This window comes from Paraburkholderia sp. GAS41 (assembly GCF_050436545.1).
GTDB lineage: Bacteria > Pseudomonadota > Gammaproteobacteria > Burkholderiales > Burkholderiaceae > Paraburkholderia.
On record NZ_JBNDMK010000005.1, the window covers coordinates 277,473 to 294,475 of the forward strand.

Consider the following 17,003-nt stretch of genomic DNA (forward strand, 5'->3'; position numbering starts at 1 on the left):
AAATTAAGGCACTTTTTGATTTCAGCCGCAAACCGAGTGCGCCGTCATCACTTGCCGATACAGAAACGACTAAAAATCACTCCCAAAAGATCATCCGACGTAAACTCGCCTGTAATCGAGTTCAGTTGCTCCTGGGCAAGCCGAAGCTCCTCCGCAAACAGATCGAGTGCCTGCGCATTCTGATCGGAGTGTTGCGCAGCCGTCGCGAGATGCTCCTGCGCTGCGCGCAAGGCAATCAAATGCCGCTCGCGCGCGAGATACACGCTCTCCGCGCCGGCCTGCCATCCGGCGATACGCAGCAGTTCCTCACGAAGCAGAGCGATGCCATCGCCTTTTTTCGCCGACAGCCGCACTTCGCGCAGATCGACACCCTCGGCCTCTTCCAACGCGTGCACGGCAGGCGCGATATCGGTCAAATCCGTCTTGTTCATCACACGCAGCACGGGCACGCCGGCGGGGAAACGGGCGGCAATCCCGTCATCCTCGGCGTTCATTCCGGTACGGGCGTCGAGCAGATGCAGGACCACGTCGGCCCGTTCGATCTCGTTCCACGTCCGCTCGATGCCGATCTTTTCGACCTCGTCTTCGGTTTCGCGCAACCCGGCGGTGTCGATCACATGCAGCGGGATTCCTTCGATCTGGATGGTCTGCGCCACCTTGTCGCGCGTCGTGCCGGCGATGGGCGTAACAATCGCCAGTTCGGCGCCCGCCAGCGCATTCAGCAACGACGACTTGCCGACGTTCGGCTGCCCCGCCAGCACCACCGACAGCCCCTCGCGCAGCAGCGCGCCCTGACGCGCTTCATTCAGCACGTGAGCCAGTTGCTGGCGGATCCTTGCGAGCTTGCCGCGTGCATCGGCCGCTTCGAGAAAATCGATTTCCTCCTCGGGGAAGTCGAGGGTCGCTTCGACCAGCATCCGCAGCGTGATCACCTCTTCGACCATGGCGTGGATGTCGCGTGAAAACGCGCCGTCCAGCGAGCGACCCGCCGAGCGCGCGGCGGCCTCCGTGCTCGCTTCGATCAGATCGGCGACGGCCTCGGCCTGAGCCAGATCGAGCTTGTCGTTGAGAAACGCTCGGCGCGTGAATTCACCCGGCTCTGCGAGCCGGAGTCCGATTGCGCGGCCAGCGTCGATGCAGCGTTGCAGAACCAACTGCAGCACGATCGGCCCACCGTGGCCCTGCAGTTCGAGCACGTGCTCGCCGGTGTACGAATGCGGCGCGGGAAAGTACAGCGCGATGCCGCGATCGAGCGCGTTGCCGGCTGCGTCGAGAAAGGGCACGTAGCTCGCGTGACGCGGCGCCAGCGTCTGGCCGGCGAGTGCGTGCATCAATGGCTCGGCTGCAACCGCACCGGCCCGCCCGAACGAAATCCGGACCACGCCAATGCCCCCACGACCGGGTGCAGTGGCAATAGCGACGATAGGATCGGAATCGGTGGCGAGCATGGGATTGGACGTAAGAACGGAGAGAGCGGAATGCCCTGATGGGGCGCGAGGCATTGTAACGCGGCGGATCAGAGCGACTCCTGACGCGGCGCTCGAAGCAGACTTGGCATGGCTTTATCAGACAAATACCGATTTATCTTAATTACGATAAGATCACTTTCCCCGCAAATAAGACAACGGGCACGGACGTCAGACGTGAAATGCCCACCCCAGCTGGAAAAAAGCGCAAATCAATGAAACTGGGCCGCGCTTTATCTGGCGGCTATTTTGGGTTAAAAGTAGCCTAATTGCGCAATATTCTCGCCTAACTGGTTGTCCACTGTTCGCGCGCCGGATTGCACAATTTGGCCCATGCCGACCTCCAAAGAAAAACTAGCATTCGCCAAAAGGCTGCAGGACCAGATTGCCCGAAAGAACGTCAAGGGCGGGACGCAGCTCGCGAAGGAATTCAATCTGTTGCATCGGGGCGAAGCACCCGTGTCACCGCAGACTGCCCACAAGTGGCTCACAGGCCGAACGATACCGACGCAGGACAAATTGCAGACGCTCGCCGATTGGCTGGGCGTCGGCATGCACTGGCTTCACTACGGGCCACCGCCGCCGGTGGGTCTCAAAACCAAGCCGCTACTGCCGGGCGAGAAATATCCATTGACGCCGGAAGCGATCGAACTCGCGTCGAAGATCGAGGCGCTGGATCCGCGGGATCGTCACTTTCTCGAGGAGTTCGTGGAGCGTTTGTACGACGCCGGCAAGGAGTGAATCCGGCGCGTCGACATCGATTTCAGGCACGCATTAAAAAAGCCGCCCGGTTTTGAAGCCGGGCGGCTTTTTTTACAGCTTCCTGCAACGAGAAGGCTAGGGCGGGCTATCCCGCGCCCGCCAGCCAGATCAGGCCGCCTTGGCTTTCGGCTTGCCCATCATCCGCGTGATGTAGTACTGCTGGGCGATCGACAGCACGTTGTTGACCACGTAGTACAGCACCAGACCGGCCGGGAAGAAGAAGAACATGACCGAGAACGCGATAGGCATGAACATCATCATCTTGGCTTGGACCGGATCCGGCGGCGTCGGATTCAGGCGCGTCTGCAGGAACATTGAAACGGCCATCAGAACCGGCAGGATGAAGAACGGGTCTTGCTGCGACAGATCGTGAATCCACAGAATCCACGGCGCGCCGCGCATTTCCACGGACGACAGCAGCACCCAGTACAGCGAAATGAACACCGGGATCTGGATCACGACCGGCAGACAGCCGCCGAACGGATTGACCTTCTCGGTCTTGTACAGCTCCATCAGCGCCGAATTCATCTTCTGCGGATCGCCCTTGAAGCGTTCGCGCAGGGCTTGCATGCGCGGCGTGATTGCCTTCATGCGTGCCATCGACTTGTAGCTGGCCGCCGACAGCGGGAAGAACACGGCCTTGATCAGCAGCGTGAGCAGCACAATCGACCAGCCCCAGTTGCCGACATAGCTGTGGATCTTTTCGAGCAGCCAGAACAGCGGCTTGGCGATGATCGTCACCCAGCCATAGTCCTTCACCAGTTCCAGACCCGGGGCGATGCCTTCGAGCATGCGCTCTTCTTCCGGGCCGGCGAACAACTTCGCGGACACGTTAGCCGATTGGCCCGGCGCAATGGTCGGCACCGCTTCCTTCATGCCCACGCGGTACAGCGTCGGATCGATCTTGTTGACGTAGATATCGCGCTTGACGCCTTGCTGCGGAATCCACGCCGTCGCGAAGTAATGCTGCACCATCGCGATCCAGCCGTTGTCGGCCTGGCTCGCATAGTCTTCCTTGTTCTTGTCGATGTCGCTGAACGTCATCTTCTGGAAGTGGTGCTGATCCGTGTACACAGCCGGTCCAATGAACGTGTGCGAGAAGCGCGGTGTTTCCACCGGCTGGCTATCGCGCACCAGTTCCATATAGACAGTCGGCGTAACCGGGGTCGAACCCACGTTGATAATCTTCGTGTCGACGCCGATCACGTAGCTGCCGCGCGTGAACGTGTACGTCTTCACGACCTTCACGCCACCCTTGGCCGGCGACTCGAAACTGAGCGAGAACGACTTGGCGTCGCCCGTCAGATCGTGCGGCTGGTTCGGAACCGGCGAGTAGATGTCAGTGTGGTTCGGGAAATCGCCGCCGAGCAGACCCGTGCGCGCCAGATACGTGTGATCGGCGGTGTGGTCGAACAGGGTGATGACGAGATCCGGCTGCTTGCCATTGCCCTTGTTGATCAGCGACAGCTTCGACAGCGTACCGCCGCGAGTGTCGATCTCACCGCTATAGACGTCGGTGGAAAACGGAATCAGTTGTGCCTGGGCCGCGGGCGCTGCGCCCGGAGCGGAGGTGTCGGACTGCGGCAAATCGGCAGGCTGGGTTCCCGGCGTCGTGGTTCCCGGTGCTGCGCTGGCCGCGGTTTGCGTCGGCGTGGCGCTCGGGAAGAACATCGACGGGCGTCCGTGGTCGCGTTGCCAGTTGTCGAACAGCATGACCGCTGACATGAAAAATATGACCCATAGGACGGTGCGTTTGATATCCATGCGTTGTCTCAGTGTCGATGGAACGGCGCGTCAGCGCTTTTCAGAAGTGGGAGGCGGGACAAGATCGATGCCGCCCGCCGAAAACGGGTGGCAGCGGCAAATACGCCTGGCGGCGAGATAAGTTCCGCGCGCGGCGCCATGATACTGGATTGCTTCGCGCGCGTAATCAGAGCAGGAAGGGTAAAAACGGCACCGGCTGCCGAGCAGGGGACTCACGGCAACCTTGTAGAAACGCAATAAAGCGAAAAGTACCGTTTGCATGACTAGTGCGGCCAACCGGCGCCGCCCTGTAAGGAATACCGGAAGAGGTTAGCGGGATCGGACTGACTGATCGCCCACACGAACCTCTCCATGAGCGTCATTGCGTCGCAGGCGCATCCGCGGGGGGCGCTTCACGACGGGCAATTTCGCGTGCTGCCTTGTTGAGCAGCTCCTCTATTTCGCTACGACACAGCGTCTTTAACGGCGGCGACGAAGCGCCCGGCATAGCCTTCTTGTCGAAGCGTGTGTGCAAACGCAGCAGCACGTCCCAACCGCCAAACTCCGCGCGGCGCAGCCGGAAAGCTTCGCGCGCGAGACGCCGTACCAGATTACGTGTGACCGCGCGCGGCGCATACTTCTTGCCGATCACAAGGCCCAGGCGCGCGTCTTTGCCGGTGGGCCGGCCGTACACAACGAAATGTGCGGTGCGGCGCCACGGGCGCAAACGAAAAACGGATGAAAATTCATCCGTTTTTAGCAGCCTTGCGGCTTTGGGGAAGGCAGCTTGCGCTCGCAACGGAACCGAGCCCTGTTGCGGCGCTCCTGCCGTTCCCGCGCTGCCGCGGGCGTCGGACATAGCGCGCAATCCGCTCGCCAGCCTTAGATGGCGAGGCGCTTGCGGCCCTTCGCGCGACGTGCGTTGATGACCTTGCGGCCACCAGCGGTCTTCATGCGAACGCGGAAGCCGTGGGTGCGCTTGCGGCGGGTAACGGAAGGTTGGTAAGTACGTTTCATGTTGCTCTCACTTGGCAGAGAAATAACCGCGCGAGCATCGCCGAAAGTGCAATGGCCGGTGGTTCAAAAATTGGTTTTCGCGGAACCCGCTATTTAAACCGGTTTTCTTTTGGTCGTCAATAGTTTAGCGACGTATTCCACAGCTTGGGCTGGCGGCCGGGGTTTGATCGGTCCCTGTGGATAACTCCCTTTCCTGGTTGTTTTGGCGGTAGAATCTCGTCCTACTTCCCAAAAATCCTGCACGCCGCTCCGGCACGCTTGCCCCGCAAACCCTTGTGGCACAAGCGCCTGGAGCTGTTCCGCCTGGCCGCTCAGGGCCTTGTTGTGTAACAGCAACAGGGGCGCCGGCGGGCCGCCGTGCAAACATAACGACAGCAACTCGATGAACGAATTCTGGCAACACTGTTCCGCACTGCTAGAGCGTGAGCTCACGCCCCAGCAGTACGTGACGTGGATCAAACCGTTGGCCCCGGTTGCGTTCGATGCAGCAGCGAACACATTGAGCATCGCAGCGCCGAACCGCTTCAAGCTTGACTGGGTCAAGAGCCAGTTTTCCGGCCGCATTTCCGATATGGCACGCGATTTTTGGCACACGCCGGTCGACGTGCAGTTCGTCCTCGATCCCAAGGCCGGCATGCGTGGCGCGGCGACTTCCGCGCCGGCGCTGCAACGTCCGTCGCAATTCGCGGGGAACGGCGGCACGGCTGCTGTAGATGCCGCCGTGGGCGCGGTTCAGGCCGCACAGGCGGCGCGTTCCAACCCCGCCGGCGGTGCCGGGCAGGGCGCTCAACCGCATCATGGTGACGACAACGGCGATCTCGATCTGCCGAGCCTCGACGCGAACGAGGCCGCCGCGGCGCGCCGCACATGGCGGCCGGGGCAGAGCGCCGCCCAGCAAGGCAATGCCGAAAGCGACTCGATGTACGAACGCTCGAAGCTGAACCCGGTGCTGACTTTCGACAACTTCGTGACCGGTAAGGCCAACCAGCTGGCTCGCGCCGCCGCGATCCAGGTGGCGGACAACCCGGGCATCTCGTACAACCCACTGTTCCTGTATGGCGGCGTGGGCCTCGGCAAGACCCACCTGATTCATGCGATCGGCAATCAGTTGCTGATGGATAAGGCTGGCGCGCGGATCCGCTACATCCATGCGGAACAGTATGTATCCGACGTGGTGAAGGCCTATCAGCGTAAGGCGTTCGACGACTTCAAGCGCTATTACCACTCGCTCGACCTGCTGCTGATCGACGATATTCAGTTCTTCTCCGGCAAGTCGCGCACTCAGGAAGAGTTCTTTTACGCGTTCGAAGCGCTGGTGGCGAACAAGGCGCAGGTGATCATCACGAGCGATACGTACCCGAAGGAAATTTCGGGCATCGACGACCGGTTGATCTCGCGCTTCGACTCCGGTCTGACGGTGGCGATCGAGCCGCCCGAGCTGGAAATGCGCGTCGCGATCCTGATGCGCAAGGCGCAATCCGAAGGCGTGAGCCTGAATGAGGACGTAGCGTTCTTCGTTGCGAAGCACCTGCGTTCGAACGTGCGTGAACTTGAAGGCGCGCTGCGCAAGATCCTCGCGTATTCGAAGTTCCACGGCCGCGAAATCTCCATCGAGCTGACGAAAGAAGCGCTGAAAGACCTGTTGACGGTGCAGAACCGGCAGATTTCGGTAGAAAACATCCAGAAGACCGTCGCTGACTTTTACAGCATCAAGGTCGCGGACATGTATTCGAAGAAGCGCCCCGCGAACATTGCGCGCCCGCGTCAGATCGCAATGTATCTGGCGAAGGAATTGACGCAGAAAAGCTTGCCGGAAATTGGCGAACTGTTCGGCGGCCGCGACCACACGACCGTGCTGCATGCGGTCCGCAAGATTGCCGCGGAGCGTGGTACGGATGCGCAACTGAACCACGAACTGCACGTCCTCGAACAGACCCTGAAGGGCTGAAACCGGGCTGATGTCACGCTGGCGTTCCGGTCAAATTGGCGGTCGCCGTGGGGGCGCGATGAGCTAACGGTGAGTTCGCGGTGGTATTGCCTAAAGTTTGGGCAAAAAGAAGGGAAAATCGACCTGTTTATTTCGGAACTCGCCCCCATTTTAGGGGAGCGGTTCCGTTTTCAGGCACAATACAGGTTTAACCGCCCGGCGCTTGGGGCGGATATACGCCGTGACTGGCGCAGCGTAGCGCCGGCGGGGGCCGGGGCCGCGTGCAGGAATTGCCGAGTGGGCGCGCAGGCCGTCACATCAACGAAGGAACTCTATGCAACTGGTCAAGACCGAACGCGATAACCTCCTCAGGCCGCTGCAAACCGTGAGCGGCATCGTCGAACGCCGCCATACGTTGCCGATCCTCGCCAACTTGCTGATTACCAAGAACGGCCCTGACGTGTCGTTCCTGTCGACCGACCTCGAACTTCAGATCACCACGCACGGCGACTTCGGCGTGGGCAGCGATTCGGTTGCGACAACGGTAGCGGCGCGTAAGCTGCTCGACATCCTGCGTGCCATGCCCGACGGCCAGGTCACGCTCACGCTGAACGACAAGCGCCTCACCGTGCAATCCGGCAAGAGCCGCTTTGCGCTGCAGACGCTCGCGGCGGACGAATTCCCCACGGTCGCCCAAGCTAAAGACTTCGGTGCGAACCTGGTGGTTCCCCAGAAGACGTTCCGCCAACTGCTCGGCATGGTCCATTTCTCCATGGCCCAGCAGGACATTCGCTACTACCTGAACGGCATGCTGCTGGTGGTGGACGGCGACCAGTTGATGGCGGTCGCGACGGACGGTCATCGTCTGGCATTTTCGTCCATGAAGATTGAAGGCTCGTTTGCGCGTCAGGAAGTGATCATCCCGCGCAAGACGATTCTCGAATTGCAGCGCTTGCTGGAAGACATCGACGACACGTTGAAGATCGACATTGCGCCGAGCCAGGTGAAGTTCACCTTCGGTCAGGTCGAACTGGTGTCGAAGCTGGTGGAAGGGAAATTCCCGGACTTCCAGCGCGTGATTCCGAAGTCGCACAAGAACCAGTTCCTGATTGGCCGCGAAGAACTGCAGCGTTCGCTGCAACGCGCCGCCATTCTGACCTCGGACAAATTCAAGGGCGTGCGCTGCATCATCGAGCCGGGCCAGTTGAAGATCATGTCCACCAATGCGGACCAGGAAGAAGCCCAGGAAGAACTGGAAATTGCGTATACCGGCGACAGCGTCGATATCGGGTTTAACGTCACGTATCTGCTCGACGTGCTGGCAAACCTGAAGGTCGACATGTTGCAAGTGAGCTTGGGTGATGCCAGCTCCAGCGCATTGATCACCATTCCTGAAAACGACGAATTCAAATACGTCGTGATGCCGATGCGCATCTAACGCGTCCAACATCAAGAAAAACACCAAGGGGCGCAGCGCCCCTTTGGCGTTTTTATGGTGTTTTGAAATGTCCCGAGCAGCAACCAGGCAGCAACGCAGAACCGGAAAAAATCCATGACTGACACGAACAATTCGCAACCCGATAACAGCTACGGCGCCTCTTCGATTCAGATCCTCGAAGGTCTGGAAGCGGTGCGCAAGCGGCCGGGTATGTACATCGGGGATACATCGGACGGCACCGGTTTGCACCACCTCGTATTCGAAGTGCTGGACAACTCGATCGACGAAGCGCTGGCCGGGCACTGCAACGATATCCAGGTGATCATCCACGCGGACAACTCCATCTCCATCACCGACAACGGCCGTGGTGTGCCGACCGGTCTGAAGATGGACGACAAGCACGACCCCAAGCGCAGCGCCGCTGAAATCGTGATGACCGAGCTGCACGCCGGCGGCAAGTTCGACCAGAACAGCTACAAGGTGTCGGGCGGCCTGCACGGCGTGGGCGTGTCGTGCGTGAACGCGCTGTCTGCATGGCTGCGTCTGACCATTCGCCGCGACGGCAAGAAGCACTTCATGGAATTCCACCGTGGCGTGCCGCAGAACCGCATCATCGAACAGGTCGACGGCGTGGCTGTTTCGCCGATTCAGGTCACTGGCGACACCGAAAACCGCGGCACCGAAGTGCACTTCCTCGCCGACCAGACGATTTTCGGCGACATCGAATATCACTACGACATTCTGGCCAAGCGGATTCGTGAACTGTCGTTCCTGAATAACGGCGTGCGGATTCGTTTGACGGATCAACGCACCGGCAAGGAAGAAGATTTCGCATTTGTGGGCGGCGTGAAGGGTTTTGTTGAGTACATCAACAAGAACAAGGCCGTGCTGCATCCGAACATTTTCCACGTGAGCGGCGAGAAGGACGGCGTGGGCGTTGAAGTGGCGATGCAGTGGAACGATAGCTACAACGAGAACGTGCTGTGCTTCACGAACAACATTCCGCAGCGCGATGGTGGGACGCACTTGACCGGTCTGCGCGCGGCAATGACGCGCGTGATGAACAAGTACATTGCCGATCACGAGATTGCCAAGAAGGCGAAGGTCGAGACTTCGGGCGACGACATGCGCGAAGGCTTGTCGTGCGTGCTGTCCGTGAAGGTGCCGGAGCCGAAGTTCTCCGCGCAGACCAAGGACAAGCTGGTGTCGTCGGAAGTACGCGCGCCGGTTGAGGAAGTGGTTGCGAAGGCGCTGGAAGAGTTCCTGCAGGAGACGCCGAACGACGCGAAGATCATTTGCGGCAAGGTGGTCGATGCAGCGCGGGCTCGGGACGCGGCGCGCAAGGCGCGGGAAATGACGCGGCGCAAGGGTGTGCTCGACGGTGTCGGGCTGCCTGGGAAGCTGGCGGATTGCCAGGAGAAGGATCCGGCGAAGTCCGAGATTTATATCGTCGAGGGTGACTCGGCAGGTGGCTCGGCCAAGCAGGGACGGGATCGGAAGTTTCAGGCTATTTTGCCGCTGCGCGGGAAGGTGCTTAACGTCGAGAAGGCTCGCTACGACAAGCTGCTTTCTTCGGAGCAGATCGTTACCTTGATTACGGCGCTCGGTTGCGGGATTGGTAAGGAAGACTACAACCTCGAGAAGCTGCGTTATCACCGCATCATCATCATGACCGATGCTGACGTCGACGGTGCGCACATTCGGACGCTGTTGCTGACGTTCTTCTATCGGCAAATGCCGGAGATGATCGAGCGTGGGTTTATTTATATCGCGCAGCCGCCTCTGTACAAGATCAAGGCGGGGAAGGATGAGCGGTATCTGAAGGATGCGGCTGAGCTTAATGCTCATATGCTGAAGCTTGCTTTGAATGGCTCGGAGCTGGTGCCGGGCGAAGGTGCTACGGCAATTGCTGGGGATGCGTTGGGTGAGCTCGCCCGCTCGTATCTGCTCGCGCAGGCGGTGGTCGACCGGTTGAGCCGGTTGTATGACGCTGGCGCGCTCGAAGCGGTGATGGATGGGGTTGTGCTCGATCTTTCTTCGGAAGAGGCTGCTGAGGCTTCGGCTAAGGCATTCGAGGCCAAGCTCAGGGATGATCCGTTGAAGCCCGAAGTTCGCGTGACGACGATGTATGACCAGGTGCGCGAGCTGAGGTCACTGCGTGTATCGCGGACGCATCATGGCAATCAGAAGGTTTCGGTTCTCGACGAAGAGTTTCAGTTGACCGCTGACTTTCAGCAGCTTGTGAATACGGCGCTGACGTTTAAGGGGTTGATCGGGCCGGGCGCTGTGATCAAGCGTGGCGAACGCAGCATGGCAGTGAACGACTTCAAGAACGCTATGAAGTGGTTGATTGCGGATGCGGAGCGGAATGTTTCCAAGCAGCGCTACAAAGGTCTCGGTGAAATGAATCCTGGGCAGCTTTGGGAAACGACGATGGATCCGGCTGTGCGGCGTTTGCTTCGTGTGCAGATTGAGGATGCTATTGCGGCTGATGGGATTTTCACCACCCTCATGGGCGATGATGTCGAGCCGCGGAGGGCGTTCATTGAGTCGAATGCGTTGAGGGCTGGGAATATTGATGTTTGAGTTTTGTTGTAGATAGCCTCGAAACCTGAGAAAAACGGACCCATAAGTTGAGAAAATTATGGGTCCTTTTCCATTAATAGTTTGGATTTATAGGCGATTCATCTAGGCACGCCTGCGCCTCCTAAAAATCACCATGGATGGGTGGCGACGTCGCGTGAAAGAGACCTGTCCCAGACGTCAGTGACGGAACTGCGAGCGGAAAAAGCCGGTGCTCCGGGCACGAAGCTAGCAATTATGAAGGTCCCGGCATTGTCGGCAGTGGCATTCATAGGAGGCCCCGCTAGACGTCCAAACAAAGTTACATCCATCGATGGGCGGCCCATGCGATGGCGGCGCAAAGTATTGCCATCGAGATAACGGAACGGGTGAATGTGTTTCTGACGTTGGCTCGGCTGCGTTCTGCGGCGTGAGCTACCGCGTCCCTTGCGGCTTCGCGAGCTAGCGCTAGTTCAGCGATTGCGCGAAGCGCTTTCGTCTCGGCGCTCTGCTGGGCGATGTGGAGCTCACGGACATACTCAGTGATGTCCAGCTCCACTATGTTTTCACTCCACGTTGCGACAGGCTTCAGGTCTTGAACCGACATAGGCAAGGATTTACCTGTTTCCCGTCGCTCGGGCAGCTGGTAGTCGAATTTGATATCGAATTGCTCATAGAACCGGTTGCGCCGCTCCTTATTGTCGGCGGTCGCTTGGCCTGGAAGCAGGGTTATCGCGTTAACGGCTGTGTCAGGCGGGAACCGCTTGACCCATAGAACGACCGCATTCATCAGATACGTCCCAATTCTATTGCCTTCGAGTCCGGGCAAGTCTAAATTAAGCGCGGCTTGGTAGAGCACGTGGGACGTAAGGGACGCAGTTCGCAGGCCCGAGTGGTACGAGGCCTTGAATTTCCCCTTCTTGCTGTAGGTGCCTGAGTAGGTTCCTTCGACGACGACGCCGTAAGAGAGACTGAGTTCACGGTCCTCTGAACCGCCCCGTTCCGCATACGGGTCACGCTCTTTTAGCTGCACAATGAGAACTGCCAGCGGCTCCTTTGAAGGGGCTTCCTTGGGTCGGACTTGTAGTGCGACGGTCTGCGCGGCTAGAAGTGTCGGAAGGGTGCGGTCGGCGCGGTTCCCGGGCATTTTTCGATTGATTCGGACAAGGTGAGACGCACTAACGGTGCCTGTGCGCAAGCGACATTGAAAGCATTAGGTACAAAGCAGCCCAGTAACGAGTGCCGCGCCTCTCGTCGGAAGTTCTACAGAACCGGACGCTCCAAACTCGGGCGTCTACCGGAGCGCTCATCGGTAAAGGGCGCCGCAGAAATTCTTCTCTGTAGCAGGCTCTTGCGCATAGCCAGAATCTCATGCACTAGGTCAGCTCCTCGATATAGCAGCGACGTCTCGTGGCGTACATACTGTCCTGTCCGTTGTGCGCTAAACCAGTTGAACGAGCCCACACAGTAAATGTCTTCGTCACCGATGACGAGCTTGCTATGCACCTCCCGGACAAAGTTTACTGTGATGCCTGCGTTGCGGAGGGTCGCAACGTCAGCTAGAAGTTGCGCCAGCTTTTTTTCTTTGACCTCGGCACCAGCATCCCCAATGTTGAGTTGCGGGTCCGTATAGATTTCAACTTCAACGCCTCGGTCAATGGCTTCCTGCATTGCGTCGAATGCGCCAATTTCCCTCGCCCGCTCCAGACGAATCCAAGGCGTCACAATCTGGAAGGTGCTCTTCACGCTCGACAATGTGTCCAGCAGGAACGCGTCATGGCCTGAGGCGTCTCTCAACTGAGAAATAATCGTAGTCCGGGTTTGCAGGTCCGTGCGCTGTCGATGTTCAAATCGCAACGCATTCGTTGCACTCTTGAACAGAAATTTCGCTAGAACACCGCGAGGTTCGCTCGCTGGGACCGAGTCGAAAACATCCATGTCACCGAAGACAATGAAGCTGTCTTTCGCGCGGGACACCGCGACATTGAGCATGCTCGTACTTTTGTCAATGAACCGACCATCTCCATGCTTGGAGTAGACAGGTGAGAAGATAACGATGTGTCGCTCGGCCCCTTGCAAGGAGTGAACGGTTCCGGCAGTCAGCATACCGTCTGCGCGCCCGACCTTGATGTCGACCTTTGCGCACGCTGCTTCGATAGCGGAAACCTGGGCAGCGAATGGCGTGACGATGCCGACAATCCGATGGAGCGGCGCACCGTACTTCGTCTCCAGCATGCCGCGATTTGCTGAAAGCCACGCTGCAATAGTTTCGGCCTCGAGCAGGTTGCGACGACTTCCCGCAGGTAGGCTCTGGCATATACCGTCGACATGAACGTACGCCATTGGTGGGAGGTGGTCAGATGCGCCCTGGGAAGCTGCGGGCGCCTGACCGCGCCGAGGCAGCAGCTTCCCGTGGTAGCAAAGCTTATTACTGAATTCGATGATTTCGTTATAGCAGCGCCGGTGCTCGTACAGGTACAGACCTCGGTCAAGTTCGGGGTCCGCATGATAGCGCGTTGCGTTCTGTGCGACGAGCATGACGCTGCCGCTTGCGGCGGTCTTTCCGGTACGGGCCAGCTCTTCGTATGTCATGCTCTTCTCGGCCCCGGTAAGCAAACCTAGGTTCATAAGATTACCGAAGTCGACTCGACGCGGAACGGACCAAATCGGTTCAATCTGCTTTGTGTCGCCAATGACCAGGGCTTTGCGCGCCAGAGAAAATGATGCACCTGCGATTTCTGGAAGTACCTGTCCCGCCTCATCGACAATCAGAAGGTCGACGAAGTTGTACAGGTAATCCGCGTCGAATTTGCCGTCGCCGCGAACGAAGCTCTGCAAATATGCAGGCAACATGGCGAACGTCGAGACGGCGCACGGCGTAACCATCATGCGCCGGCGGAATCGGGGCATGAGCGTGGCCGGACCGGGGTTCCTGCTTTTCTTCTTTTCCAGAATTTTTGCCAACTGGCTTTCCGTTTCGAGCAACCAGCGACCTTCCCAGTAGTGCGTGGTCAACATGAAAATCTGGAATCGAAGCTCGGTGTCGGCAGAGTGGTCGCACTGTTCGAGTGACAACTGCTCGATGTCACCAGTAACGCCGACGCGTCGCGCGGCATTGCCGAAGTTGGTCAACGCTTCCGTCTGGGCTAGGAGAACGCTCTCTCCACGCTCAACCGCACGGGCAGCATTGTCTCGTGACTGGGACTGCGCATTGAGACGGTCGCCGATAGATTTCTCGATTCCTGGTAACGTCGCCCCCAACGACTCATATGATTCGCGTTTCACTGCCGTCTTCAGGTATTCACGGGCCTGGCGAAGACGTTTCGCCGCCACTGGGGGTAACCATGAAAAGAACGGATAGAAGAGCGATTCTCTGGCTCGGTAGCTATCCCATCCGTCCTTGACTATCTTCCACTCTTGGACAGTTGCGTTTAGGCCGTCGACGAGTAGCTGTCTGACAGACATGGTAGTGGAAGGGTCATCGCCTAGCTCGGCGGCTGTATCAGCCTTCGCGGCACAGAAAACATGCCAACTTTCTTCAGCTGCTATCAAGCGCGCTGTACGCTCCTGTAGTTCAGCATGTAGACGTGTTACTACGGGCTTCACCTCCGTAGCGTTCAAATTCGAAAAGGCTGCCTTCGCGCGAGACAGGAACTCAGTCTTTGCACGGTCAACATATTCCTGAGTTTCGATTTCGTCGAAGAACGAGTTTGTCTGGTATTTCTCAGACGCTTCCGCTTCCCGACTTTGTGAGGGAAAGTAGGCGCCGAAACTACGTATATCAGGAAGCCAACGCCCGCCAAGTCGGTCGTCACCACAAGCAAAATCTTTCCCGAAAGCATCGATGATATTAGTGACGGCCTGATTGTTCGTAGATGCAGCGAAGATTACCGGTGGCTCCGATTCGTCCAGCGCTGCCTGGGCCCAAAGCGATGCCACGACAGAGAGGAGTAGCGTCGTTTTGCCCGTTCCTGGCGGCCCATTTACGGCGACGATTTCACCGTCTTTGGCGGCAAGCAAGTGGGTCAGCGCGGTTCTCTGTGCGTCGGCTAGGGGGAATTTGTCGCTAGAGTGGCCAAGTCGGGCAGCGAATCCTGCCCTACGCGGAAGGCAGGGCTCAATAGGTGCGGCATCTACACGCGCGTACGTCTCGAAGAGAGGCAAGCGTGGCCGCTTGTCGCGCATGTGGTCATACAGGCGAACGACGTGCTGGGTTGCGCCGCTGATGACACCTTTTTTCAGCACAAGCCCATAGTCAGCGGGCAAAAACTGGCGTGTTTCAGAAATGAAAGCGCTGCAAACCGCTGCAAGCATACTATCGAGGCCAACCAGGTATGCTTTCCAACCTTTTCGAAATTCTTCGAGTTGGGTTTCGTCGCCATCGCTTACATCGGCGGACGATATACCGGGAACCTGCCCGTCGGTCAGATATTTGTCGAGGTCGTCTACCGTCCCGATGGAGAACGAGCCGGCCTCCAGAGGTTGCAAGATGTCTCGTGGCACGACCGTAGTGGGCTTCGGGAGAAGGCAACCCTCCCGCGACAGCAACGCATGCGTGACGAGCGGAGTGACAAATTCGGGCAACTGTGTCGCTCGTTGTCCGTGTTCATTTTTCACTGCATATAACAGTGGCCGATAGACGACCTCGATGAACTGGATTTTTTCTGGTTCCCCCGAGAAGAACTCCTCGACCGTATCCTCATGCAAGATTCCGGATTCCGCCTCGTCGTGACACACCCGGCGGCATGCATTCACCTCATCCTTCCTGAGGATACCGCTGCCCAGCTCCGCATCAGCGAGCGAGTTTCGCCAGTACGCGGCGTAAGCAATCGATTTTTCTTGCATATTTCTTGTCATCTGTCAGCTGGTCTGGCCGAAATATATATGCACCCATTTGCTGGCCTGTCAAACCTCGCATCGAGGGCATTCCCGTGGCCGAACAAGTATATTGGGATATATGCTATTGCGTGAACGGTTTGGCGCGCAGAACAATTGCTGGTCAACATTCGCGAACGCAATCTTCGGCGCTTTGCCACCATTGTCACGCCTCGTTCAACTGACCGACATCTTCTAGGGTCGCTGGACGCGGTAAGCCCGTTGTCGAAGAAGTCTTTGGTTGTTCCGCTGCATTCACTCGGTTAGCGCAGTGATGTGCTGCCGCTTGGGCACTCCCTCATCTATCGGAGACCTGCTGTCTCCAGACAGCGGGAAGAAGGTCTGACGAGCACACTCTCAAGACTATGCGCGACAACCTTGAATCGACCAGATATCGCCGCCGCGATTATGGTGGCGTTATCCGAAATACGCAGGAAGGCGCTCGACCGCCTTAAGGAAGTTGAAGAGTGGGCAAGCCAATTTGAGCGGGCAAATCGATTGAGATGTCTTGCTGACAGGTTCCACACCGAAAAGCTGTCTTCAAACGATGGCGTGATTGATGCAGAATGGATTCGCCGCGCGGCAGATTAGGTGGACCCGACGGTCGTGCGCAGCTGGGACGATTTAGGCGGCCCCGGCGACGAGGTTGCCGTATAGCGTCGGCCTCGTGCCCATTCATTGTGTTGACGCGTGCACCGTGTTGACGTGTCACGGCCGAGCTCGCTCTCCATTGCTTCGAAAAACCTTTTGCCACATGCGTCCCGCGGACGCACGAAGCTGGCGTGAGAAATCCGCCTCTCTGCCGCTATCTCTAATTCGGCTCGGCGTTGGTCACGAAGCAGCCGAACAGGTACGTGAAACCCTATTCGATGCGAGCGAGTGCACACTTTCTGCCATGGCAGCATGACAGTGGCGGTTTCGAATTCTTGGGCCGTAGAGAGGTGCGTTTTCAACATCACATTACAGCCGCTGAGCCACCAGCGCAAACCGACCACTTCGCCTCCTGGAGCACCATCCGGCCATGCCCCCATTATCATTTCCGCGAAATACTATATCTACGCAGCCGCACCATTGCTGCATGTGCGCGGACTAGGGACGATGAACGGCGGAATAGTCGCCTACCCCCGCGCCTCTATTGTCCGAAGGTGAGGTGCGCTAATCGGCGGTTTTCACCTATGACGACGCCGGTCAGCGCAAAAACCGGTAATATTCG

General features: G+C 58.4%; 12 protein-coding genes. 5 read left to right on the plus strand and 7 right to left on the minus strand.

Translation table 11 applies throughout. The features are described from left to right. Positions 1-47: 47 nt before the first annotated feature. Positions 48-1,448 (minus strand): tRNA uridine-5-carboxymethylaminomethyl(34) synthesis GTPase MnmE, encoded by a 1,401-nt coding sequence (mnmE, locus tag P3T43_RS10700; RefSeq protein WP_429281009.1) that lies wholly within the window; start codon positions 1,446-1,448, stop codon positions 48-50. 351 nt (positions 1,449-1,799) lie between these two features. Here mnmE and P3T43_RS10705 point away from each other — a divergent pair, with 351 nt between their 5' ends. Continuing rightward, positions 1,800-2,207, plus strand: coding sequence for an XRE family transcriptional regulator (locus tag P3T43_RS10705; protein ID WP_429281010.1), 408 nt, complete (start codon positions 1,800-1,802; stop codon positions 2,205-2,207). 129 nt (positions 2,208-2,336) lie between these two features. Here the strand turns inward: P3T43_RS10705 and yidC are convergent, their stop codons facing one another. The 4 genes from yidC to rpmH all read right to left on the minus strand — a co-directional run bounded on the left by yidC (position 2,337) and on the right by rpmH (position 4,988). After that, a complete protein-coding gene (gene yidC / locus P3T43_RS10710) occupies positions 2,337-3,992 on the minus strand; it encodes a membrane protein insertase YidC (RefSeq protein ID WP_429281011.1) in 1,656 nt (551 codons plus the stop codon). Positions 3,993-4,022: 30 nt separating this feature from the next. Beyond that, positions 4,023-4,253 carry a membrane protein insertion efficiency factor YidD gene (gene yidD / locus P3T43_RS10715; RefSeq protein ID WP_122152985.1) on the minus strand — a complete coding sequence of 77 codons (231 nt, stop codon included), beginning with the start codon at positions 4,251-4,253 and terminating at the stop codon, positions 4,023-4,025. 97 nt (positions 4,254-4,350) lie between these two features. Next, on the minus strand, positions 4,351-4,830 hold the full coding sequence (gene rnpA, locus P3T43_RS10720; RefSeq protein ID WP_429281012.1) for a ribonuclease P protein component: 480 nt from the start codon (positions 4,828-4,830) through the stop codon (positions 4,351-4,353). A gap of 23 nt (positions 4,831-4,853) precedes the next feature. Then, the gene (rpmH, locus tag P3T43_RS10725; RefSeq protein WP_004198824.1) at positions 4,854-4,988 is read right to left on the minus strand and encodes a 50S ribosomal protein L34; all 135 of its coding nucleotides are present in this window, start codon (positions 4,986-4,988) and stop codon (positions 4,854-4,856) included. Positions 4,989-5,370: 382 nt separating this feature from the next. Here rpmH and dnaA point away from each other — a divergent pair, with 382 nt between their 5' ends. The 3 genes from dnaA to gyrB all read left to right on the plus strand — a co-directional run bounded on the left by dnaA (position 5,371) and on the right by gyrB (position 10,939). Continuing rightward, positions 5,371-6,936 carry a chromosomal replication initiator protein DnaA gene (gene dnaA / locus P3T43_RS10730; RefSeq protein ID WP_429281013.1) on the plus strand — a complete coding sequence of 522 codons (1,566 nt, stop codon included), beginning with the start codon at positions 5,371-5,373 and terminating at the stop codon, positions 6,934-6,936. Between the two features lie 313 nt (positions 6,937-7,249). Further along, complete coding sequence (gene dnaN / locus P3T43_RS10735) at positions 7,250-8,353, plus strand: DNA polymerase III subunit beta (protein ID WP_429281014.1); 1,104 nt, start codon at positions 7,250-7,252, stop codon at positions 8,351-8,353. Between the two features lie 114 nt (positions 8,354-8,467). After that, the gene (gene gyrB, locus P3T43_RS10740; RefSeq protein ID WP_429281015.1) at positions 8,468-10,939 is read left to right on the plus strand and encodes a DNA topoisomerase (ATP-hydrolyzing) subunit B; all 2,472 of its coding nucleotides are present in this window, start codon (positions 8,468-8,470) and stop codon (positions 10,937-10,939) included. 298 nt (positions 10,940-11,237) lie between these two features. Here the strand turns inward: gyrB and P3T43_RS10745 are convergent, their stop codons facing one another. Together P3T43_RS10745 and P3T43_RS10750 are read right to left on the minus strand one after the other, a co-directional pair. After that, a complete protein-coding gene (locus P3T43_RS10745; protein ID WP_429281016.1) occupies positions 11,238-12,062 on the minus strand; it encodes a hypothetical protein in 825 nt (274 codons plus the stop codon). A 116-nt stretch (positions 12,063-12,178) separates the two neighbouring features. Further along, positions 12,179-15,760, minus strand: coding sequence for an AAA domain-containing protein (locus P3T43_RS10750; protein ID WP_429281017.1), 3,582 nt, complete (start codon positions 15,758-15,760; stop codon positions 12,179-12,181). 408 nt (positions 15,761-16,168) lie between these two features. On the opposite strand from P3T43_RS10750, the gene P3T43_RS10755 reads away from it, so the two are divergent. Next, positions 16,169-16,381, plus strand: coding sequence for a hypothetical protein (locus P3T43_RS10755; RefSeq protein ID WP_429281018.1), 213 nt, complete (start codon positions 16,169-16,171; stop codon positions 16,379-16,381). Positions 16,382-17,003: the final 622 nt, after the last annotated feature.